22 protein-coding genes and 1 pseudogene are annotated in these 21,820 nt (G+C 52.2%); 9 read left to right on the top strand and 14 right to left on the bottom strand.

What is annotated here, in order from left to right:
• Positions 1–38 precede the first annotated feature (38 nt).
• Positions 39–416 (top strand): hypothetical protein, encoded by a 378-nt coding sequence (locus tag NZD86_RS01380; protein ID WP_268044687.1) that lies wholly within the window; start codon positions 39–41, stop codon positions 414–416.
• A gap of 6 nt (positions 417–422) precedes the next feature.
• Positions 423–668: a hypothetical protein gene (locus NZD86_RS01375; protein WP_268044685.1), complete on the top strand. Its 246-nt coding sequence runs from the start codon at positions 423–425 to the stop codon at positions 666–668.
• A 107-nt stretch (positions 669–775) separates the two neighbouring features.
• On the opposite strand, the gene NZD86_RS01370 is transcribed toward NZD86_RS01375, so the two are convergent.
• Both NZD86_RS01370 and NZD86_RS01365 read right to left on the bottom strand, forming a co-directional pair.
• Complete coding sequence (locus NZD86_RS01370; protein WP_268044684.1) at positions 776–1,297, bottom strand: Hsp20/alpha crystallin family protein; 522 nt, start codon at positions 1,295–1,297, stop codon at positions 776–778.
• 259 nt (positions 1,298–1,556) lie between these two features.
• On the bottom strand, positions 1,557–2,180 hold the full coding sequence (locus tag NZD86_RS01365) for a DsbA family oxidoreductase (protein WP_268044683.1): 624 nt from the start codon (positions 2,178–2,180) through the stop codon (positions 1,557–1,559).
• Between the two features lie 142 nt (positions 2,181–2,322).
• Between NZD86_RS01365 and NZD86_RS01360 the strand changes: the two genes are divergently transcribed.
• Positions 2,323–2,667, top strand: a complete 345-nt coding sequence (locus tag NZD86_RS01360) for a hypothetical protein (protein ID WP_268044682.1) — start codon at positions 2,323–2,325, stop codon at positions 2,665–2,667.
• 847 nt (positions 2,668–3,514) lie between these two features.
• Here NZD86_RS01360 and NZD86_RS01355 read toward each other — a convergent pair.
• The 3 genes from NZD86_RS01355 to NZD86_RS01345 all read right to left on the bottom strand — a co-directional run bounded on the left by NZD86_RS01355 (position 3,515) and on the right by NZD86_RS01345 (position 6,683).
• Positions 3,515–4,927, bottom strand: coding sequence for a hypothetical protein (locus tag NZD86_RS01355; RefSeq protein WP_268044681.1), 1,413 nt, complete (start codon positions 4,925–4,927; stop codon positions 3,515–3,517).
• Positions 4,924–5,655 carry an ABC transporter ATP-binding protein gene (locus tag NZD86_RS01350; RefSeq protein WP_268044680.1) on the bottom strand — a complete coding sequence of 244 codons (732 nt, stop codon included), beginning with the start codon at positions 5,653–5,655 and terminating at the stop codon, positions 4,924–4,926. The genes NZD86_RS01355 and NZD86_RS01350 overlap by 4 nt, the downstream gene beginning before the upstream one ends.
• Positions 5,656–5,762: 107 nt before the next feature.
• Positions 5,763–6,683 carry an oxidoreductase gene (locus NZD86_RS01345; RefSeq protein WP_268044679.1) on the bottom strand — a complete coding sequence of 307 codons (921 nt, stop codon included), beginning with the start codon at positions 6,681–6,683 and terminating at the stop codon, positions 5,763–5,765.
• Between the two features lie 386 nt (positions 6,684–7,069).
• Here NZD86_RS01345 and NZD86_RS01340 point away from each other — a divergent pair, with 386 nt between their 5' ends.
• A complete protein-coding gene (locus tag NZD86_RS01340) occupies positions 7,070–7,312 on the top strand; it encodes a hypothetical protein (protein ID WP_268044677.1) in 243 nt (80 codons plus the stop codon).
• A gap of 201 nt (positions 7,313–7,513) precedes the next feature.
• Here NZD86_RS01340 and NZD86_RS01335 read toward each other — a convergent pair whose 3' ends face one another.
• A complete protein-coding gene (locus NZD86_RS01335) occupies positions 7,514–8,875 on the bottom strand; it encodes a C1 family peptidase (protein ID WP_407655197.1) in 1,362 nt (453 codons plus the stop codon).
• Positions 8,876–9,151: 276 nt separating this feature from the next.
• On the opposite strand from NZD86_RS01335, the gene NZD86_RS01330 reads away from it, so the two are divergent.
• Positions 9,152–10,741 carry a S53 family peptidase gene (locus NZD86_RS01330; protein WP_268044675.1) on the top strand — a complete coding sequence of 530 codons (1,590 nt, stop codon included), beginning with the start codon at positions 9,152–9,154 and terminating at the stop codon, positions 10,739–10,741.
• Positions 10,742–10,804: 63 nt separating this feature from the next.
• Here NZD86_RS01330 and NZD86_RS01325 read toward each other — a convergent pair whose 3' ends face one another.
• Positions 10,805–12,109, bottom strand: coding sequence for an amino acid permease (locus NZD86_RS01325; protein ID WP_268044674.1), 1,305 nt, complete (start codon positions 12,107–12,109; stop codon positions 10,805–10,807).
• A gap of 302 nt (positions 12,110–12,411) precedes the next feature.
• Here NZD86_RS01325 and NZD86_RS01320 point away from each other — a divergent pair, with 302 nt between their 5' ends.
• Both NZD86_RS01320 and NZD86_RS01315 read left to right on the top strand, forming a co-directional pair.
• Positions 12,412–13,539 carry a transglutaminase domain-containing protein gene (locus NZD86_RS01320; RefSeq protein ID WP_268046748.1) on the top strand — a complete coding sequence of 376 codons (1,128 nt, stop codon included), beginning with the start codon at positions 12,412–12,414 and terminating at the stop codon, positions 13,537–13,539.
• Between the two features lie 53 nt (positions 13,540–13,592).
• The gene (locus NZD86_RS01315) at positions 13,593–14,831 is read left to right on the top strand and encodes an aminopeptidase (protein WP_268044673.1); all 1,239 of its coding nucleotides are present in this window, start codon (positions 13,593–13,595) and stop codon (positions 14,829–14,831) included.
• 569 nt (positions 14,832–15,400) lie between these two features.
• Here the strand turns inward: NZD86_RS01315 and NZD86_RS01310 are convergent.
• From NZD86_RS01310 to NZD86_RS01300, 3 genes are read right to left on the bottom strand one after another with little or no spacing between them, the layout of a single operon-like run.
• Positions 15,401–15,823 carry a hypothetical protein gene (locus tag NZD86_RS01310; RefSeq protein WP_268044672.1) on the bottom strand — a complete coding sequence of 141 codons (423 nt, stop codon included), beginning with the start codon at positions 15,821–15,823 and terminating at the stop codon, positions 15,401–15,403.
• A gap of 4 nt (positions 15,824–15,827) precedes the next feature.
• Positions 15,828–16,046: a hypothetical protein gene (locus NZD86_RS01305; protein WP_268044670.1), complete on the bottom strand. Its 219-nt coding sequence runs from the start codon at positions 16,044–16,046 to the stop codon at positions 15,828–15,830.
• A gap of 23 nt (positions 16,047–16,069) precedes the next feature.
• A complete protein-coding gene (locus tag NZD86_RS01300; protein WP_326492625.1) occupies positions 16,070–16,636 on the bottom strand; it encodes an NUDIX hydrolase in 567 nt (188 codons plus the stop codon).
• 155 nt (positions 16,637–16,791) lie between these two features.
• Here NZD86_RS01300 and NZD86_RS01295 point away from each other — a divergent pair, with 155 nt between their 5' ends.
• Together NZD86_RS01295 and NZD86_RS01290 are read left to right on the top strand one after the other, a co-directional pair.
• Positions 16,792–17,361: an RNA polymerase sigma factor gene (locus tag NZD86_RS01295; protein ID WP_268044668.1), complete on the top strand. Its 570-nt coding sequence runs from the start codon at positions 16,792–16,794 to the stop codon at positions 17,359–17,361.
• A complete protein-coding gene (locus tag NZD86_RS01290) occupies positions 17,348–18,739 on the top strand; it encodes a DUF4179 domain-containing protein (RefSeq protein ID WP_268044667.1) in 1,392 nt (463 codons plus the stop codon). Before NZD86_RS01295 ends, NZD86_RS01290 begins: the two co-directional genes overlap by 14 nt.
• Before the next feature lie 148 nt (positions 18,740–18,887).
• Here NZD86_RS01290 and NZD86_RS01285 read toward each other — a convergent pair whose 3' ends face one another.
• From NZD86_RS01285 to lepB, 4 genes and pseudogenes are all read right to left on the bottom strand, one after another.
• Positions 18,888–19,190: a hypothetical protein gene (locus NZD86_RS01285; protein ID WP_268044666.1), complete on the bottom strand. Its 303-nt coding sequence runs from the start codon at positions 19,188–19,190 to the stop codon at positions 18,888–18,890.
• A gap of 246 nt (positions 19,191–19,436) precedes the next feature.
• A complete protein-coding gene (locus NZD86_RS01280) occupies positions 19,437–20,321 on the bottom strand; it encodes an alpha/beta fold hydrolase (RefSeq protein ID WP_268044665.1) in 885 nt (294 codons plus the stop codon).
• Positions 20,322–20,375: 54 nt separating this feature from the next.
• Positions 20,376–20,996: a TetR/AcrR family transcriptional regulator gene (locus NZD86_RS01275; RefSeq protein WP_268044664.1), complete on the bottom strand. Its 621-nt coding sequence runs from the start codon at positions 20,994–20,996 to the stop codon at positions 20,376–20,378.
• A gap of 175 nt (positions 20,997–21,171) precedes the next feature.
• Positions 21,172–21,764 (bottom strand): annotated as a pseudogene (gene lepB, locus NZD86_RS01270) (signal peptidase I).
• Positions 21,765–21,820: the final 56 nt, after the last annotated feature.

The following is a 21,820-nucleotide window of genomic DNA, read 5'->3' as shown; positions in this document are numbered from 1 at the left end:
CACTGAATATTTTGTCCGTAAAATAAACCGGACGTGTGATGGATGTTATCGACGTGCAGTTCCCCAACAAAAATACGAGGCATCTTCCGTCCCTCCAAGGTACGTCTGTTCTAATGCTATGGCTTGTGTTGCCCGAATATATCAACATATTGAACGGAGGATTTCTCGTGGCGATATTTATCACATTCAACATGGTGAACATCAATAGCATGAACACTCAAGTTGGTGTGTTCGTCGGCAACAATAATGCGTTGGGTTGGGATGCAAACGGTAAATTGGTCATGGGCATCGGACAAATCATGGGGATTAATCAAGCGGCGCCACTCGGAGCATATCTATACGCTGACAGCGACATTGTCGATCAGCCTATCATTGAAAATCAAATTAAGAACGGAAACACTCTCCAGGGGATGTGATGAGGCGTGCACGAACTTCGTACTTCCAGCGTGAGCGTGGGCTTTGGCAACATCATAGTCAACAATATCAATCACACGTCAGGGGTATTTGTCGGAGAGAATCTTCAGTTTGGCTGGAGCGCTCACATGAAAGTGAATCAAGGATTTGGCTATTTGATGGGCTACCTGAATACCGCGCAAATAAACGGGGTTTTCATCTACGACAATGACTTGATTGACGCCCCCATCAACGATTATGACATGATGTCGTGAAGTGCAATTGCCACAGGTACGCCCGTACCCGTGCTGTTCCCTGAGCCAGTCGTTCCCTAGCCATCTCTGCAAACGCGTTTGGCTGGCCCGCCAACTCTAATTCGATGCTAAAAGTCGATGGGGACCGATTGCCCACGCGACTGTTCCGGGTGACGTAAGTCTTTTCGCATAATAATACTTAACAACCCATTTCGGTATTCAGCCCGCACCTCGTCCCGAAGAACCGGCAGCGGCAAGGTGATCTCTCGTTCAAAAATACCGTGGTGGAGTTCTGATAAATGCAACTGATTGCGCGGGATATTGGCATAACTTCGATTCAGTGATCCCTTGATATACAGACGCTGTACCTCAACGGACACGGCGACATCACTGGCAGACTGTAAGCCGGGAACCTCGACGACGGCGACGAGATCGCTGGCCGGTTCATACAAGTCCACACGCGGATACTGGGCAGCAGTCGAATTGAAGCCTGGAGGGTTCGGCGGGTTCCCCATTGTCTGAGCCGTATTGAGGAAGTCCGGCATATTCGGCATCATGTTTTTAAGGAAATCCTGGCTGCCGAACATTTGCCGAATTTGTTCGCCCATCTGTTCCAACTGCTTCAAATAGTCCATTGGATTATTGGCCATCGTCTTCCTCCCCAATCAAGCAAAAATAGCTGCATACTGTCTAAGCTGTGTATATGAATGACGGTGCATCCGTGGTCCTCATACACATTTATATTCGCTGGGGTACGGAACAATTGACGCCAAAACACAATGCGTTGGCTACAGAGCCGGACTGTAGAGCCATGAGGACGTGCAGACTGTGGGGTACGAGGGGGGGGTGCGGTCGGGAGTCGGTCCTCCGGTCCTGCGCCCCCAGCCCCTCACCCGCACCAAGGGAAAATTACCCCTCCGAATGAATTTGCTCGAGCGCCTGGAGAAAGACCTCAACAGGCTGAGCACCCGACAGGGCATACTTATCGTTGAAGATGAAGAACGGTACACCCGAGATTCCGGCTTCACGCGCGAAGTTAAGATCGTCCATCACTTCCGGCAGCTTGCTCTCGCGTTGAAGCTCGTCGCGGACTGAATCCGCGTCCAGGCCGTTCTGATTTGCAATCTCAATGAGAACGTCGATATCACCAATGTCCTTGCCGAATTGGAAATATGCGTCATGCAGCGCCTCCACGATTTGCTGCTGTTTGTCCGCGGGTGCGAGTTTGATGAGTTGGTGTGAAAGCAACGTGTTGGGCAGATGCTCGATTTGATCAAACTGAAAATCCAGACCACAAGCCTCGCCGATTTTACAAACGTGTGCGTGCATCTCTTGCGCGCGTTCAGCACCGCCCAGTTTCTCTACCAATGTCGACATCGGTTTACCTTCTTGCGGTGTTGTGGGATCGAGTAAGAAGGCTCGATAGCGGATCTCCACCGGCTCGCCTTTCCATGTCTCTAGCGCCTGAAGCAAGTGCGCTTTTCCGATCCGGCACCAAGGACACACCGTATCCTGGAATACATCAATTTTCAAGTTCACTTCGCCTCCCGGTAAAAAAACGCACAGGTACTCACTGCAGTCTGGTCTTTTCGCAAAGGCGAGTCAAGTTTCGAGCGTATTCTAAAAGTCACTGCTGGTTCACTGGTGGAGTTTACGGCATGTCATGATCGTTTTCTTGCGTGCTGGTCCGCGAGCATGGAAAACGGGTGAATTGGAATTGTATTATGCCCCGTCATATCGGGTTGAGTTATACACACGGAATGAAGGTCAGCCGGAAATAGACGATCACGACGTTGCCATCCAAGGCATGCGCTCATCCGTTCAAGCCCTCCGTGGCGCATCGAAACGCGCCGTGCATCGACACATCGGAATGCGAAACGACGAAGAGGCCGTTGTGTTTTATGAACAAGTCATCGAACGAGAGATCACGCTGGCTCGTTTATTTGTTACGGAGGCTTGGAGTTTCATGGACGGCAAGTGGCAAATCGTTCGGGAAACCGTCGAACATCTGGGGAACTAATTTCGTGACAATAAACATGCAATATTCTTCCTTTACTATGCGGCCAGTACAAAAAAAATCGCCACTACGTGTCCGCAGTGGCTTAAACTTCATGGATAGTTCCTAGGGGCTTGCGAAACATGAAGACTGGGCGTCTTATGCGAGTAAATATACAGGGACTTTATTGAATTTCTATTGATTATTTTACCCATCGCTGTCGATCTTCACTTATTTGCTACTCACTCTTCATTACTCTCGCCTCTTTCGCCTTGAAAAAAATCTCCGCCCTTGTACTTAACATCATCAGTCCCCCGATGGTCACACGCTCTCAGTCACTGCATTCGTGTTATCGCCAAATTTCCCATAACTAGTATCTTTTGCGGAGACAAGCTCAAACGTCCGTTCATTTACTGAACCACAAGGAGGTGATGAGCTATGCTTACTTGCGTGCAACTTCGAAGGGGTCAGACCCGCAGCTTCACACGCGGTCATGCCACGATGAGCAGAATCCGAGTTAACCTATCACCGGGCCAGGCTTTGGTGATCAACAGAGGTACAAATAATACAATTTTCGTGAAGTGTGGAACCCGTCGAGTCAGTTCGACTCGTATTCTGAATCTCAGAGTGGGTCAGACCGTGATCGTGCATTGTTAACAGAAGAAACGGTCAGTTAGTGTTACAGGGGTTGTCCCAAAGGCAGTGAAACTGCCGAGGGATAGCCCCTTCTTGAGTAAAACGGTGTGTTGGTAAAAACAATGAGGTAGAGCGGGCTGTTCAACATCGGACCTAAGCTTCTCGAAGAGATACGTACCCAGACTCGAAAGGATACGGATGACCAAAAGGTGCTTAGGGTGTAATAAACACACCTCTACGAGCTAAGCGGGTACTTGACAGACGTCTTCTCATCCAAAAACCGGGTCCCAAACCGAAGTACGCCAACAATGATGCCTAAATCCACGATGAATCCGATAAGCGGCCATTTCTGATTGAGAAAGGCGAGCCCAATTGGGACTACGCTAGTTACTAAGGCAATGACAATTCCCGTCGTGAATCCTTTCCTTCGCCGTTGTTTTTGACCCGCATGATAGCGACTCGACGGGAATATAACGGCCATAAAGGACGTTCCCGTTACACCACACACGAGCATGGCCAACTCGCGAATCCCTGTAAAAACGGTGATGGGCCCATGTGAAATCACCTGCGTCACAAGATACAAAACAGCGATTGCAAACGCTTCGGTAAGCAGAATGGCCATTCGTGCATACCACCACTGCTTGATATTTAGTGGTGCCAGATAAACGAGGGGAATCCCTTTTGGGCCTGCGAAAGAAAACAACATGAATCCGAATTGTAGCCCTAGGTACAAAAACCACAATCCTCCAGGGGTGTCACTCGGCATCACAGCGATGAGGACGAGAAAGATGGCGCCTGATAACAAAGGAGCACCCTTCGTTCTGCGCAACTGAATGCGTTCCATCCAGATAAGGCTTCTCAGGTGCCCTTCGGGGATGATGGACGGGCCATACTTGCGAGAATCTGTGTCAGTGATTTCGACAAGTCGGTTGCTAAATTTGGAGAATTGTTTTGCGAATGGAGTGACTCCAACCCCCACGCCAACTAATAGGAAGAAAAGAAAGACAAGCAACTGCCGTTCGGCTGCGGCTGGGTGCAAGGCCGGTTGCATAAATAAATTCCCCATCCCGCGGATGAGCGCCGGATCGCGATGTTCTAGGATGGGGTATATGATGACGATTAAGAACATGACAGGACTCATGATGGTACCCGCTGCCTTTTTCATGCGAGCGGGCAGAAGATGCCCTAGCCACGTTGTCAGCCCGGCGGCTATACCCGCGAAAAATGCTGTCCCTGAAACGAAGACCAGTAAACCTACGAGGAGAGCGCCGGCAATGGCACCGTGAATCATGAACGACGCACACATACCGAGTGCCAGAAAGGCCGCATTGAGGGCGGCGATAAACGTTACGTTGAAGGCGACCATGGCCATTTTCGGTCTGTGATCAATGGGCGCCACCCCAAGCAGTCCCATCGAGGCAACCGTCTGAGCTTGGCTGAATCCGTTCATACACTGACCAAGTGTCATGCAAGTGGTGTACAAGACCACCATCGTGATGGAGGAAGTGTAGTCGCTCCCCGATCCGAGAAATGACGCCAACAATATGACTTGAAAGAACGCACTGATGATGAGTTGAACGAGCATGGAAATGGATGAGAGCTGCCGTTTGAGAAAGAGCCACTGCCAGCGAAGGAGGTATGCCGTCATGATGTTGGCTCCCCCGTCAAGCGCAGGAAAATGCTTTGAAGAGAATCAAACTCCCGGTTCGCGAGCTCTTCTGGTGTTCCCTCCGCCACAATACGCCCTTTCATCATGATAATGATCCGCGTTGCCAACGTGTTGGCCATGTCAAGTAGATGTGTGGACAACAAAATGCCGTTGCCGGCTGCGGCGTGCTCGCGAAAAATCGCCTGCATTTCGGCGGCGCTGGCGGGATCGAGTCCGACGGTGGGCTCGTCTGCTATCAGCACGCGAGGTCTGTGCACCAACTGCGCGATCAGTGCTAACTTCTGCTGCATGCCGTGTGAATAGCCCGTTGCTCGCTTGTGGATGGACTCCGTCAACCGAAACCGTTCCACGAGCGGCATCGCCCGTGCTTCGATGTCACGCTGAGAAAACCCGTACAGACCACCGATAAACTGAATGTACTCCCATCCCGTCACATAAGGCAAAATCATGGGCTGATCCGCTACAAACCCAAACAGTTTCTTCGCTTCAATCAAGTCCTGCGGCACTGGGTGAGACAAGTAACTGATCTCTCCCGCGCTCGGTTCCAAGAGCGTCGTGAGCATCTTCATAGTCGTGCTTTTCCCCGCCCCGTTCGGCCCGAGCAGTGCGACGATCTCGCCTTCGCAAATCGTTAGGTCGACGTGATCAACCGCGACCATGTCCCCATATTTCCGGCACAATCCACGCGCCTGTAGCAATACACCCATACCCGTTTTATCTGCTCCTCTGGTCCGCTTTCAACTTCGACCAAATTATATCATGACTACCAGTTGGCAAGTTAGTTAGGAACGATCCGATTTCTAGTACCTGCTGGCTAGAGCGCGTAATGGACGCCAGTAAGTTCCTCCGACACAGCCCACAGTTTTCTCGCAACTTCTTTATCATGTGATCGTTCATTCGACTTTACAATTCCGGGGTATCCCCGCATCCCCCCGAGTGGTCCAACGTAAGCACCGCCCGGAACGGTCGGTTCTGTCGCGGCATAAAGCGTCGGCAACGCACCCATTTGCGCACTCTGGGCGAACAGGTTCAATACTCCGCCGATGCCCTTGCCGAACACGGGTAAATTCCCGCCAAATCCCGCGGCAGCCAAATTTGTCGCAGCAAAGCCCGGGTGGCACGCGACACTGATGGCCTCTCTTCCAGCCGCCTCGAGACGCCGCTCTAACTCATACGCAAACAGCAAATTCGCCAGCTTGCTCTGACCGTAGAACTTCCACCTTCCATACCCTTTCGATCCGTCCAAGTTCCCAAAGTCAATGCGGCCCCCATGATGCGCAGCACTGCTTACCGTGACGATTCGCCCGTGCGAAGCTTCGAATAAATTGGGCAGTAGACGCCCGGTCAAGGCAAAGTGTCCCAGATGGTTGGTGCCGAATTGCAACTCGAATCCGTCTTTCGTTTTCTGATATGAGGGCCCCATGACCCCGGCGTTGTTAATGAGAAGATCCAGCCTATCGAATCGGTGCTGAAAAAGTTCGGTAAAGCGGTTGATACTGGCGAGATCGGCTAAGTTCAGTTGCATGACTTCAGCCTTTGCGTTCCGCACTTCACGCTGAATCGTCAGCACGGCAGCTTGACCCTTGGTGGTATTCCGGACTGCCAAAACCACATGCGCCCCCTTGGCTGCAAGCGCCTTTGCCGCTTCCAAGCCAATTCCACTATTCGATCCGGTGATCACCGCCAGTCGGCCATTCATATCGGGTATGTTGGTCGTTGTCCATCGATTCGCCATACAATCCCTCCTCCTCTTCCGGGAATGAGCGTTTGCCCATTCATTCCACTCACAAGAAACCAATCGTACATTCCTGTTCGAGACGTTCCCCAAAAGTCCTACGCACCAGACAGGAAAACCAGCCCGACGAACGTCAAAATTGTCTGCTGACCCGCATGATTGGGCGTCAAATCGGATGACACAAGATTTAGTGGTCTGTGGTAAATGCCTTTCGCGCGGATCTGATTAGAGCCAGTCCTCCGCCTAGTACGCTCGGATGAACCTTGCCGACGGCTTTACCAGTCAGATAGAATCGAAATTTATGAACATTAAAATAGATGTAGATTCGTTATTGGAGGGAACCGTCCGATGTACACGACTCTTTTCAAATCGAGGTTAAATTAACGATGAGGATTATTCCGTTTTCGTCACTGCTCTGGGATGCAAACGCTGCCTTGCTCCCCAATTCCAAGAGAAGGTACAACACGCGACATCTCGCACTGGTCAAGGATGACGAGTCCCCCGAGAGCGGTCTGTACATACTCGTTTTCAACCGAAATCAAGAGGAAATCTGCAAGTTGCAGGTGGAAGCAGACGACGCGTACCGATTTTCCAAGTTTCAAAATGTCCTGCTCACCAGTAAGCTATAAGGATCATCCCGCCGCACATCGTCCGATTGGTTTTCCGATCTCGCTTTCCTACTTGGTTTAATCCCGACTTCGATCCCATCGTGTGTGAAGTCCGTGTGGTGACGTCTACGGGCAAAGAGATACACTGGAACCCAAGGAGTCAATTCACCAGGTTCCAGTGCTCGTTTCTGGGCTATTGGCGGATTGCCCATGTAACTTCCGTTAGCGCATCATGGCTAGTGACCCCATTGGATCCCATGGGTTCAACAGAACCGGGTCCTGATTCAACGCCGCGTCCAACTCTGCCGGAAGATACTTTCGATGTACAACAACTTGGTACATGTAGTCGTTAAACCATGCGTCGCTCATGACAAAGAACCCATCCTTGCCGCGATCCTTCCCCCAACTGTTCTCCACTTTCCATCGGTTCACGCGCTCGCCAACAACGTTAGCGCCCGTAAAGACCATCGCGTGCGTCATCAAACTCTCGCCGTAATCCAGTCGTTCCGCCTTCGTCATAGCAAACGTCGTATTTAGTGCACCTTCATAATCAAACAGGTCCGTGTCCATGATGCCCGCTTCACTATCCGACATTTGACCCACGTCGCAGCCAAACCAGACGGGCTCACCTGCTTTGATTTGAGCCAAGGCTACTTGTTTGACCGTCTCGATATCCACGTTGAGATAAAAAACATTCCGTCCTCCCTCAACATTCCCCAGATACTTAACGGTGTAGGTCTTGCCAAACGGTTTATCGGCCGTTGGGGCATTGATGATACTGACGTAACTCCGCAGGTCATCCCCGAAAAACTTCTGGAAAAAGTCAAGGGGCGACAGATCGGTGTGACGGTGAAATTCCCCGTCCTTGTCGCGATACTCAAAGTCAAAGGATGACGGCGGTTCACCCAGGAAGGTGCACAACAGGCGATAAAACTCTCCCATCCATGTGAGCTTTTGCTCGCGGAGGTCTTCGATTGTCGTGCCGGATCGAAATGCCCTTCGAGAATCACTCGCATACTTTCGCAGCTTCTTCGTCAGCAAGCGGTTCATCAGGTACGACTTGCTGCTGTGAAATGTCTCCGGCATCACAGATTGCGGGACAACTCCATGTTTCTCAACCAAATTGACGAACATATCCCATTGACCGCCGTCCTGCAGTGGTGATTGAAGCAGCCACTGGACAATGCGGCTGTCCGTGTCTTCTTCGATGGTATCGAAAATCCTCTCCAAGAAATAATTCGCCTTTTCGAACTTATCCCAGAACATCTGATAACTCTGCGAGAGTTCAAACGGCTCCATATTGTTGCGCTTCGCTATGTCGCTCCGGATGGTGTTCAAACCGGCAAACAACCAGCAGCGTCCGCTTTGTTTCTGATTCGTGACGGGGCCTGTCGCGATCTCCTCCGAAAACGCAAATTGCATATCAATTCCAGCCGCCCGATCCGTCGCCACCGCATTCACCCCGGATTTCGTAACGGCGTTCATAGCAATCCGATTGGCTGGCACACTTCCGAAATCCGCAGAAAACTGTTCAATTAACTCCATCGATAGCGCCCTATCATCCGTACGAATGTCCGTGCCCATACATATTTCCATCCTTTCAAAGATAGAGTGGGTTGGGGCGTCCGTGTCGGCGCCCCCCCCCGCGCCAAGCTACTGTGTCATATCCATTATATCGCCAACTTTGGCCACCGATGCCGAGTCTCGATCACGACCGCCTGACCCTCCCCCCGTCGCCTGCGTTCATTCACTCTTCATGATAAATACACCGACCGACAGGACAGAAACCCGAAGATACGAATATCAGAAGTGAGGGCTGTATAAGCGCCCGAGACTCGTGCGGAAAGGATGGCTGTATTCATGAAACGGAAAATCCTATTTGCGACAGAGACAGATGTGAATCAGGGTCAAGGGTATTTTCCGCAAGACATTCGCAGGTTGTACAACATCCCGAGCAATTTGACCGGGACAGGGCAAACCATCGGAATTCTTGAGTTTTCAAATGGCTACAGCATGAATGACGCGCGGCAGTTTTGGACGGAACACAACATCGGGATCCCGAATGTGTTCTTCGTGTCCGTCGACGGAACGCAGAACGACAATGGTCGAAGCGCTGATGACGAAGAGGCTTCACTGGATTTACAGTGGGCTGGCGCCGTTGCACCGCAGGCGAAATTGGTTGTGTATGAAGCTACGGCGGGCGCCACGTTTGCGACGTTCGCGGATGCGCTCATCGCGACATTGAAGTACATCCTGAACGATACAAAATTTCAACCGTCCGTGTTGTCTATATCTTACGGTGATGCCGAGTCCTCGTTTGATCAAAACGCGTTGGTGGAGATATCGGATCTCATTGCACAACTGGATGCAAAAGGCGTGACAGTCTGCATCTCCTCCGGTGATCAAGGGGCGTACGGCATGCATGATCCCCGCGGCCTGCCCGTCCGGCACGCCGATGCACCCGCATCCATTCCTGCCGCCGTCGCCGTGGGCGGAACCAGCCTGCAACCAGATGGTACGGAGACGGCCTGGACGTACCTTGGACCGCAAAACGGGGGTGCGACGGGTGGCGGATTTAGCGACGTGTTCGCGAAGCCCACATATCAGCAGTCGAGTCAGGAGAGCGGGCGGGGTCTGCCAGATGTCTCACTGAATGCCGATCCGGCCACAGGCTACCAAATCATTTTCCAAGGCCAGCGCGCCGTCGTGGGTGGGACGTCTGTGTCGTGTCCTGTGTTTGCTGGGATTGTGGCGCTGTTAAACGAGCGACGGGAACAACTTGGCAAAGGGCCCATTCGTAATCTGAGCCGCCTGTTGTACACAAATGCTTCGGAGCTATCCTACAAGGACATCACGGTGGGCAACAACACATTCAACGGCGTGAAAGGCTTTCCGGCGGTGACCGGCTGGGATGCGTGCACAGGCTTTGGCGCTATCGACGCAGCGAAGTTCATCGAGGCGTTGGCCCAAGTGGACGTTCAGTCGGCTGCGCCGTCGAATACCGAATCGGGCGCCCAAGCCAAAGGAGAACCGGTGGGGGCAATGATGCGCAGTCAGACTTCGTCTATGACGACATTGCCTGCACCGAGATCGCCGGATCATCCTATGGTGCGCGTGCTCGCAATGATCCAACAGGTTGAACAGGATGCGGACGTGAAGGGGGTACACCACCACCACTTCTTGATTCGGGACATTCACGTGTTGGCTATACGAGGTGCCACGGCGAACGACATCAAGAGCTATGCATTCGTGGCCATTCGGTATGGAGATTCGGAGGGACTCCCGGGTCCGATTCCGAATTTGACGGCGGGGCAGGAAATTGAGTTGCAGGGCGAGTACATCCCCATTAACGACGTCTACCCGTCGGTCGGCAATCCAGGCGATCCGGTCATTCACTTCACCCATCATCCAGATGGGTATGTCATCTACCAAGGAAAGAAATACGAATAACAAACAGCGGGTGCCTCCCCTTTGAAGGGTGGCACCCGCCGTTCGTTTACCGCAATGTCATCCTTAAGCTTCAAGCTGTCCGCGTTTGACAAACAAAAAGCTGATGACGATGATCGCTATGGCAATGAAGGACACAATTGTCCCAGCAGCAGGCGTCGTGATGATGACGCCAATAAAGATAGCGAGAAGCGCCAACAGCGACACGATGGTCGTTGGTCGAATTCCTTCCTGCTTGATCCGCGCAAGCACGAGCAGCATCCAGACAATCATGACCGTGTAGCCCGGAATGACCATTAAATCTCCGAAGGTATTTCCCTTGGCAAAAACGGCGACGATGACCCCCACATACAGGAAGATGGTGCTGAACATCAATGCCCGCACAGGCACGTGCCACCTTGAAAGCTTCGCAAATCCACCCGGTGCTTGTCCGTCCAAAGCCTGGGTGTACAACATGCGACTAGTCGCGTACATGCCGGAATTTACGGCAGACAGAACGGCCGTCAAGAGAACGAAGTTCATCACGCCGCCTACATACGGAATCCCGATCTGCTGAAACACCGTCACAAACGGACTCTGCGCCGTCCCCAAGCCATTCCAAGGAACAAGGCAAAGAATGATGGCTATCGGTAAAATGTAAAACAACAAGATACGAAAAATGACACTCCGTGCGGCTTTCGGTATGACTTTGGCCGGACCGTCCGTCTCGCCAAGCGTCATCCCCACCATTTCGATCCCGCCGAACGAAAACATAACAACGAGCATGGCCGACACGAGTCCAGCTAACCCATGCGGAAACAAGCCACCGTGTCCAACGAGGTTGTGCGCCACTGTATGCCCCGAAAACCTGGTAATAATGAGAATGATGCCGAACACGACAAATAAAATGAGTGTTACAATCTTAACGGCAGCAAGCCAGTATTCCGTCTCACCGTAGATTCGAACTTGTAACAGGTTTAACAAGGTCATGACAATCGATACAATGAGGGCCAGTGTCCACAAGGGAACGCCTGGGAACCAAAACTGTAAAAATGACGACGCTGCAGCCGTTTCCGCGGCCATCACCAAGACCCAATCCAACCAATAAATCCAGCCCACGACGTAGCCCGCAAACGGTCCGAGAATGGGCTCAATGAGATCCTTTAGCGTTGTGGCCTTGTCGTTTTTCACCGCCATGAGCGCGAGGCTTCGCATGACGACGAGCAGAATGAGACCACCCACCAGATATGGGAAGACGACGCCGGGCCCGGCGAGATCGATGGATGAACTGCTTCCTTTAAATATTCCGGCTCCAATGGCACCGCCCAAAGCCATCATCAATATATGACGGGACTTCAGACTCCGCTGGAGCTTTGAACCTGACTGACTCATCTCAGCTGTACTCCCTTCAAGCTCAACTCAGTTGTGGTCAAGAGACGCACAACCGTTATCGTATGGCGAATGGAGTGGAAGTGCAAGAACGAAGACGCCACCTCATTTTTCCACTCTGAATCGATCAATCTACCCACCCTATTATCATGTCATCGACGAATCAATATCATGACGTTCACGGTCTCATTTCAGGCGTGAAACATTGGAAAACGTCACCCATTCTCTTTGAGCTCTTCAGCCGATAAACTAGAAGGTACGGTTATCAATTTCGATCCAGCGAATGAAATGGAGGATGTACAGTGATGACCTACAACTGGATTACTATCTTACTCATCGCCATTATTGTGGGCTCGATGCTGTACGGTGCCGCTCGGGGGTTCGGGCGTGAAAGCCACCTCGTCATTTGGCAGCTCGTGTCCATCGCGACGGGTCTGTGTGCACTTGGCGTGAGCTGGTTTCTCAGCCAGCGGATCTCCACCTTCGTGCTACATCAAAAAACGACAAACTTACCGCACATCATTGAGCAAATTTTCGTGGCATGGCAGCGCTCGCCGAGGATTGCTGTGTGGATCGCGTTCTTTATTTGCTACCTCATTCTCTCCAGCTTGTTTCACCGCATCATCGGGCTGTTCATTGGCGGGTTTCCTGTGCGCCTCCCGCGGCCTCTCTTCGAGAGTCGGCTTCTAGGCGGTGCACTCGGTGCGGCCATGGGTGTCGTTCGATCCGCCGTCGTGGGCGCGATCGTATTCTTGGCCCTGCAATACGTGTCCCTCCCGGCACTTGCAAAACAGGCGGCCGCGTCGACGCCCTACCAAACATTGAGTCATCGTATTTATGAACCTTGGTTGAAGCCGTTTGTCGCACGGGAACTACCCGTTCTCGCGCAAGGGGCGCTTCAGCCCTTGTCCCGAAATATCGACTTGTTTGCCGTTCCATCGGGTCCCGACGGTCAAGACTCCGGCGTGTTAATTGTGCCAAAACAGATTGCGGATCTGTCTCACCAAATCACGCACGGCATTTCCGATCCCAAAGCAAAAGCCAAAGCACTCTACGAATGGGAAATCCATCATGTAAAGTACGACTGGAAGAAGTATGATGATTACGTGTATCACGGAAAATGGGATCAGCAGTCACCACTGCAAACGCTCCAAACGGGTAAAGGCGTTTGCGCGGACTACGCCCTGCTATACGCAGACTTAGCCCATGCCTCCGGCCTGTCCGTGAAAATTGACGAAGGCATTGGCGGCACGGCGCAAAACAACGGCAGCCACGCATGGAATGAGGTCTATATTCCAAACGAAAACCAATGGATCATGGTTGACACCACCTGGGGTTCCGAACAAGATGCGTGGTTTGACGTCCCACGTACACAATTTAATGAAACGCACGCTCTGCAAACATCCATCGTCATCAATGCCTCGGCGAAATAGCGGACGATGGACAGCTTAACAAGTCCACAACAACGGTTGGGAGATGAACAGATATGACTTCACTTGAGCTTGAGCAGTCATTGCAAAAATACGCGAGACTCATTGTCCGATTTGGCGTCGCCGTGAGCAAAGGCCAAACCGTGCACATCACGGCTCCCATCGAGCGCGTGGACATCGTGCGCCTAGTCGCTGCCGAAGCGTACGATGCCGGTGCGAAAGCGGTCGAGATCGTCTGGCAGGACGACGACTTGACGCGAATCCGCTATGAACACGCACAGCCTCAGGCATTTGAAAGTTTCCCTGAGTGGAAGAAGCAAAAATTCGACGATCTCGTCGCCGAAGGCGCCGCCTTCATCACCATCTACGCCCCGAATCCCGGTCTTCTAGAGGGTATCGACGGCGATAAAGTCGCCGCCGACAACAAACTTACAAGTACCGCGCTCCAAGACTATCGTATGGCCATGCAAAAAGGTCTGGTCCGCCGAACCATGGTCTCCGCCCCGACAGCTGCATGGGCGAAGGCCGTCTTCCCGGACAAGTCAGTTGACGACGCGATCGACGCGCTGTGGCAGCAAATCTTCCAAGCCACGCGCATCGACACAGCCGACCCCCTCGCAGCCTGGACGGATCACGTGGGCCGCATCCAAGACCGCCTCGCCCTGCTCAACGACGCCCAGTTTAAAGAACTGCGTTATCGTGCCCCGGGCACCGAATTGACCGTGGAGTTACCGCAAAACCACGTCTGGATTGGCGGTGGCTTGAACGATCCCGCCGGCGTGTTCCACATGCCCAACATGCCAACCGAAGAAGTGTTCACCGCCCCCAAACGAGACGGCGTCCACGGCACCGTTCGCAGCACGAAGCCACTGAACTATAACGGTTCCGTCATCGACAACTTTTCCATCACCTTCGAGCATGGACGAATCGTCCACTTCGATGCGGAAACAGGTCGGGATGCGTTGGCCAGGCTGATCGACACGGATGAGGGATCAGATTACCTCGGCGAAGTCGCCCTGGTACCCGACAATTCCCCCATCTCCAACTCGGGCATCACATTCAAAAACACGCTCTTCGACGAAAACGCATCCTGCCACTTGGCCATCGGCATGGCATACCCGTTCTGCATCGAAGGCGGCGTCCAAATGTCCCCCGCCGAACTGACGCAGCGCGGCCTCAACGTGAGCCTCGTCCACGAGGATTTCATGGTCGGCTCGCGGGAGCTGGATATTGACGGCGTTCGCCCATCGGGCGAAGTGGTTCCGCTGTTTCGCCAGGGTAACTGGGTGGAGTGAGTGGCCGCCTGGGGCGGCAGTGCACGAGGCTGCGCCGGGGTTGCGGGAGTCTGGGGCCCCGGCGGATTGCGGCGGCCGGGTGCAGGGGCGCGGCACGGTGGGCTGCGGCTGCGGCCGTGCCGCCCGACGAGGTGGCTGGCTGCGGGGCTGTGGCGAATAAGTGACCGCTGTTCCCTTGTTGCCTCAGCGGCACTCGGTACAAGGTAGCAGAGGAACTATATTCTCTTGTTACGACAATGCTCCGCTCTCTCGTGCGGTAATTTCGTAGATAGCGGAATCTAGGTCTCCTGTGCATACGAAACTTGAATCGGATAGACGATTAGGGGAATTTGCTTCCCCTAATTCGGCCGGTGCAGGTGGCTGGGATAGCGAGGTTGCCCGGCGGCCTGCGCAGGTGGCCTGGGTGCTTACCCGGCGACCGCCGTCCCGCCCGACGCGGAGCGTTGTCGGGCTAGATGGCCAGGAATGTTTCAAAATAAAAGAGAAATTGGGGCAACAATTTGCCCCGATAATGCATCTCGTGTTATCCATCTCCAAGCATACTTAACCGCCTACATGCTTATCGGAGTCTAATGTACTGGCGAAATTTGGTTGCCGGTTAAGTCAAAATACTTGTCTTGATCCTGCCAATAGAGTCTGGCACGGTCAGTAGATATGTCGGCATGTAAGGATTCAGCTGGTAAGCCAAGTTTAGTGACAATCCTCTTCATTTCCTCATATGTTACATATCTACCACCTAGGTCTGTCGTTTGTACCTTCCCTTGTGGTGTTAGGACCACGATAAGTTCCTTCCCGTTGCGGTCTTTACAAACGGCAACTCCCTCGCGCCGCTGTAGTGGGTGAGTGTCCATAATCCCATAGGACAACGGTGTGTAATCTTTGGCTTTCAGTTGGGACAAAAAGTCTTCCACACTCAACTGTCGAGAGCAACCGGTAATCACAAAGCATCCTAAGGCTACGCTAAGGAAAAACGGAAACGTTCTCCTCACCATGGTATCACTCCAAGCGGTTCAGCTTAATCAAGGGATAAAATGTTCCCCTAACCCGGCCAGCACCATGCCACCGGGTTACCGGGTACCCTGGTGATCCCGCGCATTGCCGACTCTCCAACGCGCCAGCAGCCCAACGGCCCAACGCGCTCCGTCCCGGTAACCCGTCCGTCCACTGCACGCCCGCGGCCGGGGCAACCCGAACGTCCGCCTCCTCCTCGATCACGCCGCATCTTCCACAAATTCTGTTCAAACGCGGAACAAACGGTTCCCCTTCTGCGATAGGGTAGGCTCCTCGTCCAACACCAAGCCACCCCCGCTGCCGTTCAAAGCTGCACCGACAAGCCAACGCGTTAACCCTGCGACGTTCATGCCTGCCATTTCCTCAGGGCTGAAAAAGCCTGCGGCGTCGACTTCGACGTCGTCTGATCGGGGCTCGCCCTCCACGTAATCCATCAGAAAGACAACGTAGAGATTGTGCGCCTCTCCTGGCTTGTCTCGCATGGAAATGATGCGACTGGCGGTGGCAACGACGCCTGTTTCTTCAAGTACTTCTCGCTCGATCCCCTTGTCTATCACTTCCAGCTGCTCGCTGAATCCCCCGGGGTTGGTCCAAAGGCCCCGGCCGGGGTCCTGTGCGCGGCGGACAAGCAAAACTTTGCCGTCGCGGACGACAACCGCACCGACACCGATGCTGTACGTCCCCCAGTGGACGAAGTCGCACGCCGGACAAGCTCGACGTAATGTGCCGCCGATGTTTCTTGTTTCTAGCTTATGGCCACAAACTAAACAATAGTTGGCTGTCAAACGGAACATCCCATTTCTTCAATATTTCGTACCTTAAGGCTATCATTTCTTTGGCCAATATAAAATTCATTCGATCGAAAACAGTCACCCACCGCATCTATATCTATGAAAACGAAATACAGGCATGCATGGTGGTGTAATATGCCTTAACAAGGGGTGAACGGATGGAGTGGACAAATGAATTCACTGAACGACTGGCCCAAGGCTACCCGGACGCGTATGAAGAATTGGTGCGCCTTGAATGGAGCCAGGCCGTACGGACGGCATGGTTCATTCTCCGCAACGTACACGATGCGGAGGAAGCTGCCCAAGAGGCTTTCCTCAGCTTCTACAGGAATCGGAATCAATTGAGGGATCCCAGGAAAGTCCGCAGCTGGCTCTATCGAATTCTCGTCAACTCTGCCAGACAACAAGGGCGACGCCGCAAGTCACACGTAGAGTGGACAGATGAATTGGCCCTGGAGGCGGATTTGACGTCCGATCCCATTCAAGCAGCTGACCGACGACTGATTTTACACAGTGCTCTGAAAGAGCTTAGCGAAGACGAGCGCACGGCGGTGGTACTCAGCTACTACACGGGGCTCACTGACACGGAGGCGGCAACGGCCGCAGGGTGGAACTTGGGGAAGTACAAGTACCGACTTGCCGCTGGCCGCAGGCACCTGTCTCGACTCATGTTAAAAAAAGAAGCTAGTCGACTTCACAAGGAGGGCTTTTCCGATGCGCGAGGATGAACTCCGGAATCTGTTTCAGCAAGAGGCGAAGGCAATTCCCGTACGTCCCATGACGTGGGCGGAAATTGAGCGGCAAGGGGTGCGGCGGCGAGATCGTAGGGAGAATCGATCACGCCGCGTTCACAAGGCTGGCATCGGCTTCGTCGCTGGACTCGCCGTAGTCGGTGCACTGGCGACGTCGGGCTTCGTCTCCCCAGCGATGGCAGAGGTCCTGCACCAAATTCCAGGCGTTGGATCACTTTATACGAATTACGCTAAGCAACAGGAGAAACTTGCAACACCAGTGAGTACTGCACCCGCAACGGCGAGCGATGTCGGTTTCAAAGTGACCCGTGCCTTCTATGATAAGAATCGACTTGTCGTCTACTACACATTGACGTTACCAGACAAAGATGTCATGCAAGCGCCTAGCGGCACGGGCGATGCGCGAAATGGGCAACTCTGGCCGCAACTAAAACTGGCCACACAGTTCCTCAGCGTCAAAGGGAAACCCGTTCAGTTTAATTCGATGCTGGGCGATGGTGAGAAGAAGATGGGTGCGAATACGTATAGCGGATCGTTCGATGTGGAAGGCATCACGACCCAGCTTCCGGCCAAAGTTGTTTTGGACATCACGGCGGAGCAAATCGGTACGGTAAAAGGCAAGTTTACCGTCCACGTCCCCGTCTCCAGCGCAACGACAGATGCCAAGACGACAACGTACAAACGCGTTGTCTCGAAGACGGATGCGAACGGGGCCACACTCACCGTCAAACAGGTAGCCGTGGGCCCCTTAAACACGGCGATTGATTACGAAGTCACGCAGCCGGTTCAGGGCAACACCCTATCCGATCCGGTCTCGTACGACCTCCAAGGCTTCCAGTTCGGTGTTTGGGCTGACGGGCAATACCTGCAAGAAGTCGGCGGCGGCATTCCGCAGTCGCGTATCGAACATGGCAAGCGCGTGGACGACATGCAAATCGAGTACGTGACACCATCCAAAGTGCCCACATCGATACAAATCAGACCGACGTACTCAAATATCCACGCGAGCGCAACGGTCACACCTGTCACGATTCCGCTCACTGGTCAATTCCCAATCGCGGTCGACCAAGGGAACGATGGGGTGTCGGAAATCACCAAGATAACCTTCCAAAAGAACCAAACTATCGTTTACGACCAGTTGTCTCAGGATTCGCTGGAACACTTCCCCATCTGGTTCGAGGATGCAAATGGTCACCAGTACAAGGACACCGTGAAGCGCACGTCCGATGGCGGGCTCATTTTCCCACCTATGGATCCAAACAAGAAACTGACCCTGCACACGCAAAAGTCATCGGGCGACGATGGACGATCGCACCCGCTGACGGGCCTCAACATGACTGTGCCGCTTAAGTGATGAAGCTGTGGCCCGCGCGCGTCGGAGCGCGGGCTTGAACAGCTTGGACCGCACTTTGCTTCCCCTGCCAGCCTTGATCCGTTGCCACACACCTGCCAGAAAAAAAGGCCACTCCCATTGCTGGAAGCAGCCTCTCCATCTTGATGGTTTACCTTGACTTGAGTACGGATGCGAGTTCGAGCACGCTCCGAATGGCAATAAACAGGGCAGCTAGATAATAGAAAATGAGGACCAGGAAGTGAGTCGGATCGACAGCCGTCAGCAGGGACAAAATGATGAGCGGGAATACGGAATGCAGTACCGGTTGGGTGATGTACGCCGCAAATTCACTGAAGTCCGCATGTGTAAGCAATTTCATGACGATTTTGACGATAGCTGTGAGTCCAAGTAAAACCAACACGACCTGGAACGACAGCAGCATTGTTGCATGTGCTAAGATGACGCCTAGCATGGAACAACCTCCTTTGCAGTATGGTGAATTTGCTTCTGGCTTTACTTCACACATATGTCTGCAAAGGTTGCTGCGTATGAGCGGTCGTCACGTACCAAGGCCCATTTGTGATTTTTATTCACAACCACTCGCATCAGAGTTTGGACGTCTTACGCCAATCACTCGCCCCCGAGACCAATAACGAATATCCTAGATTCTTGGTGCTTGACTTGGAGTGTACTCAAAGTTGGATCGTATCGTCCCTTTTTAAAGAGCCTCCTTCGGTGAAACTCTCGATAGAAACTCCATCATGTACCGATTTACCAGATCTGCCTGTTCGATAAACAGGCAGTGACCCGAATTTGGAATCACCCTTGTTTCGATATAAGCAATAGATTTCTTTGCAGATGCGATTGCTTTACGGGGGTCATAGATCACCTCTTGGTCACCAATGAGTAGCAGCATCGGAACACGAATACTCCGTAGCTGGTCGTCTGGAATAACAGATGGAATTACAGGCTTCGTCTTCCACTTGTAATAGAATACGCCATAAATAAACTGTTCAAAGCGATAATCCACGACGCGGTTACCTTTGGCCATAAACCAGTTGCAAAAAAAACGCTGGATAAATCGTTTGTTTTTTACCAAGTTAATAAGTGCTAGGCGAAGAAAAAACTGCCTATGAAGTGAAACAAACGAAGCCGCAGGGGCGAGCAGAACTACGCGACGAACGCGGTGTTGCGCGTGAATCACAAAATTTAAAGTAGTGTACCCTCCTGCGGAGTGTCCAATGACATCCGTTTTATCCACGCCAAGTCCGTCCAAAACCTCACAGACCCATGCCGCAGTATCGGCGCCCACAGAGATCGATTTCACCGGCTCACTCTTATTCATATCTCCCATCACATCGATGGCATACACTCGATAATGCTCGCTCAAAGGACCGATGTTTTTATACCAGATACTTGACCCCATACCTGCTCCATGGAACATAATGAGAGGTGGTAAATTCTCTGCGCCAGCTACAAGGATGTGGGTTTGCCCGTACGATGTTGACACAAACAAAGTCTCGTAGGAAATCGGCCAAAGTTTGAGGTTGCTGTCATATTCATGAATGAAAAGAGCTTCCCCTTCGGGTGTTTTAAACGCCATGTTAGTCTCTCCTTACGTTTTCTCGACATTTCTAAAACCACGGAAAAACTCGGCCTAGCGCTTAGCTAAAAATCCTTCAAATGTTAGTTCCATCAGTTGCTTTAAACGAACCTCGAAAATTGGTGCATCGGGTCTTTGCATAAATTCGTTCATACCGCCCACAATTGCGCCCCAGAACAAATTGGCAGCAAGGTTGGGATCAGCTTCGCGAATCACTCCTTCATCCATCGCCTCGCGCATCACCCTGCGCAATGGGCCGAACACACTGTTAGCAAACGTTTCCATAAATGATTGGGCTTCGTCTCCATACACTAAAGGAGCGTCATAATGTAGCGTCGAGTAAAAGCGTACGTAGTACGGTTGCTCGAGTGTAGATCTCATAAAGTGTTGAAAGAATGTTTGCAGACGGACTAAAGGCGGCTGCTCGGTGTTCAATGTGCTGTTGATAAACGCTCTAGCAGACTCCTGCGATTGTTCAAATAGCGCACGAAAGAGAGAAAGTTTATCTTTGTAGTAGTGATACACGAGCCCTCGTGCAATACCGGCTCGTTCCGCAATGTCACCGATCTCGGACCCGCGTACACCTTTTTCCAAGTAGACGTGCATCGCAGCTGTGAGTATCTCTTTTATACGTTTTTGGCGAATTTCCTCATTCTGCTGAGAGGTACGTGGCAAGAATATCACCCATCATTTTTTGACTTACACGAATGTCAATGAAACAACACAACAAACATATTCCATTAGAATATGGAAGTCAATAGCAAAATAGGTGGCGGTTCTTGCCCGCAATCGTAACCAAAGAGTAGTTGGTGGTCAATGTGACACATAGCCCTGTTCCCAGCTTGCCGCTTCATTGGCCGCGATTCGGCGCAGACAGGCTTTGTGAAATTTGCGCCATTCTATTCAACGGGCAAAAGACAAAATCAGCCTGGCCGACAATTGCGGATCGAGCTACGTATTTGTGTACCCAGGATCGACTGTCGTCCGAAACGGTTCGATTATCACCCATCATAAAGTAGTGCCCCGCAGGTACTTGATAGGTTCCGAGGGCAACTCCATTTGACTTTGCGATGTTCGGATTTGACTCATCCAATTTATCACCATTAATATAAACAGAACTCTCGGTCACCTGACTGTATCCCGAGGAAGCCCAATCACTCGTTTGACAAACAGCTGAGATGGGTCATCCGGCCAATGAAATACGACGACTTCTCCGCGATGAATGGGTCTTAATTCCGTTGCCATTTTGTTATCTACAATCATGGCGAAATTCGCATCGCTCACCCCGGGAATCGTCGGATACATTGAAGATGATGGTACGCGCGCGTCACCAAGCACCCAGGTTCGTAAGCCAAAAGCCACTGCAACGCCTATGACAATTGGAATAACCCAACTTGTGAACCAATTCTGTTTCTTTTTTCGTTGTCCCAATATGTTGTACATCCTTTACGAAAGAGATCTTTGCCGTGAGTGATGTTCCTCAGAAACATAGACGAAGG

Origin of the sequence: Alicyclobacillus dauci (assembly GCF_026651605.1) — a bacterium.
Lineage (GTDB): Bacteria > Bacillota > Bacilli > Alicyclobacillales > Alicyclobacillaceae > Alicyclobacillus > Alicyclobacillus dauci.
Note: the sequence above shows the minus strand (reverse complement) of the source record. Positions and strands in the feature narration are given on the sequence as shown.

Coding starts and splice junctions, on each gene's coding strand:
- NZD86_RS01325 (WP_268044674.1), bottom strand. CDS start 12,109: ATGAGTCAGTCAGGTTCAAAGCTCCAGCGGAGTCTGAAGTCCCGTCAT.
- NZD86_RS01315 (WP_268044673.1), top strand. CDS start 13,593: ATGACTTCACTTGAGCTTGAGCAGTCATTGCAAAAATACGCGAGACTC.
- NZD86_RS01285 (WP_268044666.1), bottom strand. CDS start 19,190: ATGCTAGGCGTCATCTTAGCACATGCAACAATGCTGCTGTCGTTCCAG.
- NZD86_RS01320 (WP_268046748.1), top strand. CDS start 12,412: ATGACCTACAACTGGATTACTATCTTACTCATCGCCATTATTGTGGGC.
- NZD86_RS01280 (WP_268044665.1), bottom strand. CDS start 20,321: ATGGCGTTTAAAACACCCGAAGGGGAAGCTCTTTTCATTCATGAATAT.
- NZD86_RS01335 (WP_407655197.1), bottom strand. CDS start 8,875: ATGGGCACGGACATTCGTACGGATGATAGGGCGCTATCGATGGAGTTA.
- NZD86_RS01310 (WP_268044672.1), bottom strand. CDS start 15,823: ATGGTGAGGAGAACGTTTCCGTTTTTCCTTAGCGTAGCCTTAGGATGC.
- NZD86_RS01345 (WP_268044679.1), bottom strand. CDS start 6,683: ATGGCGAATCGATGGACAACGACCAACATACCCGATATGAATGGCCGA.
- NZD86_RS01340 (WP_268044677.1), top strand. CDS start 7,070: ATGAGGATTATTCCGTTTTCGTCACTGCTCTGGGATGCAAACGCTGCC.
- NZD86_RS01295 (WP_268044668.1), top strand. CDS start 16,792: ATGGAGTGGACAAATGAATTCACTGAACGACTGGCCCAAGGCTACCCG.
- NZD86_RS01350 (WP_268044680.1), bottom strand. CDS start 5,655: ATGGGTGTATTGCTACAGGCGCGTGGATTGTGCCGGAAATATGGGGAC.
- NZD86_RS01355 (WP_268044681.1), bottom strand. CDS start 4,927: ATGACGGCATACCTCCTTCGCTGGCAGTGGCTCTTTCTCAAACGGCAG.
- NZD86_RS01370 (WP_268044684.1), bottom strand. CDS start 1,297: ATGGCCAATAATCCAATGGACTATTTGAAGCAGTTGGAACAGATGGGC.
- NZD86_RS01300 (WP_326492625.1), bottom strand. CDS start 16,636: ATGTTCCGTTTGACAGCCAACTATTGTTTAGTTTGTGGCCATAAGCTA.
- NZD86_RS01290 (WP_268044667.1), top strand. CDS start 17,348: ATGCGCGAGGATGAACTCCGGAATCTGTTTCAGCAAGAGGCGAAGGCA.
- NZD86_RS01380 (WP_268044687.1), top strand. CDS start 39: ATGGATGTTATCGACGTGCAGTTCCCCAACAAAAATACGAGGCATCTT.
- NZD86_RS01330 (WP_268044675.1), top strand. CDS start 9,152: ATGAAACGGAAAATCCTATTTGCGACAGAGACAGATGTGAATCAGGGT.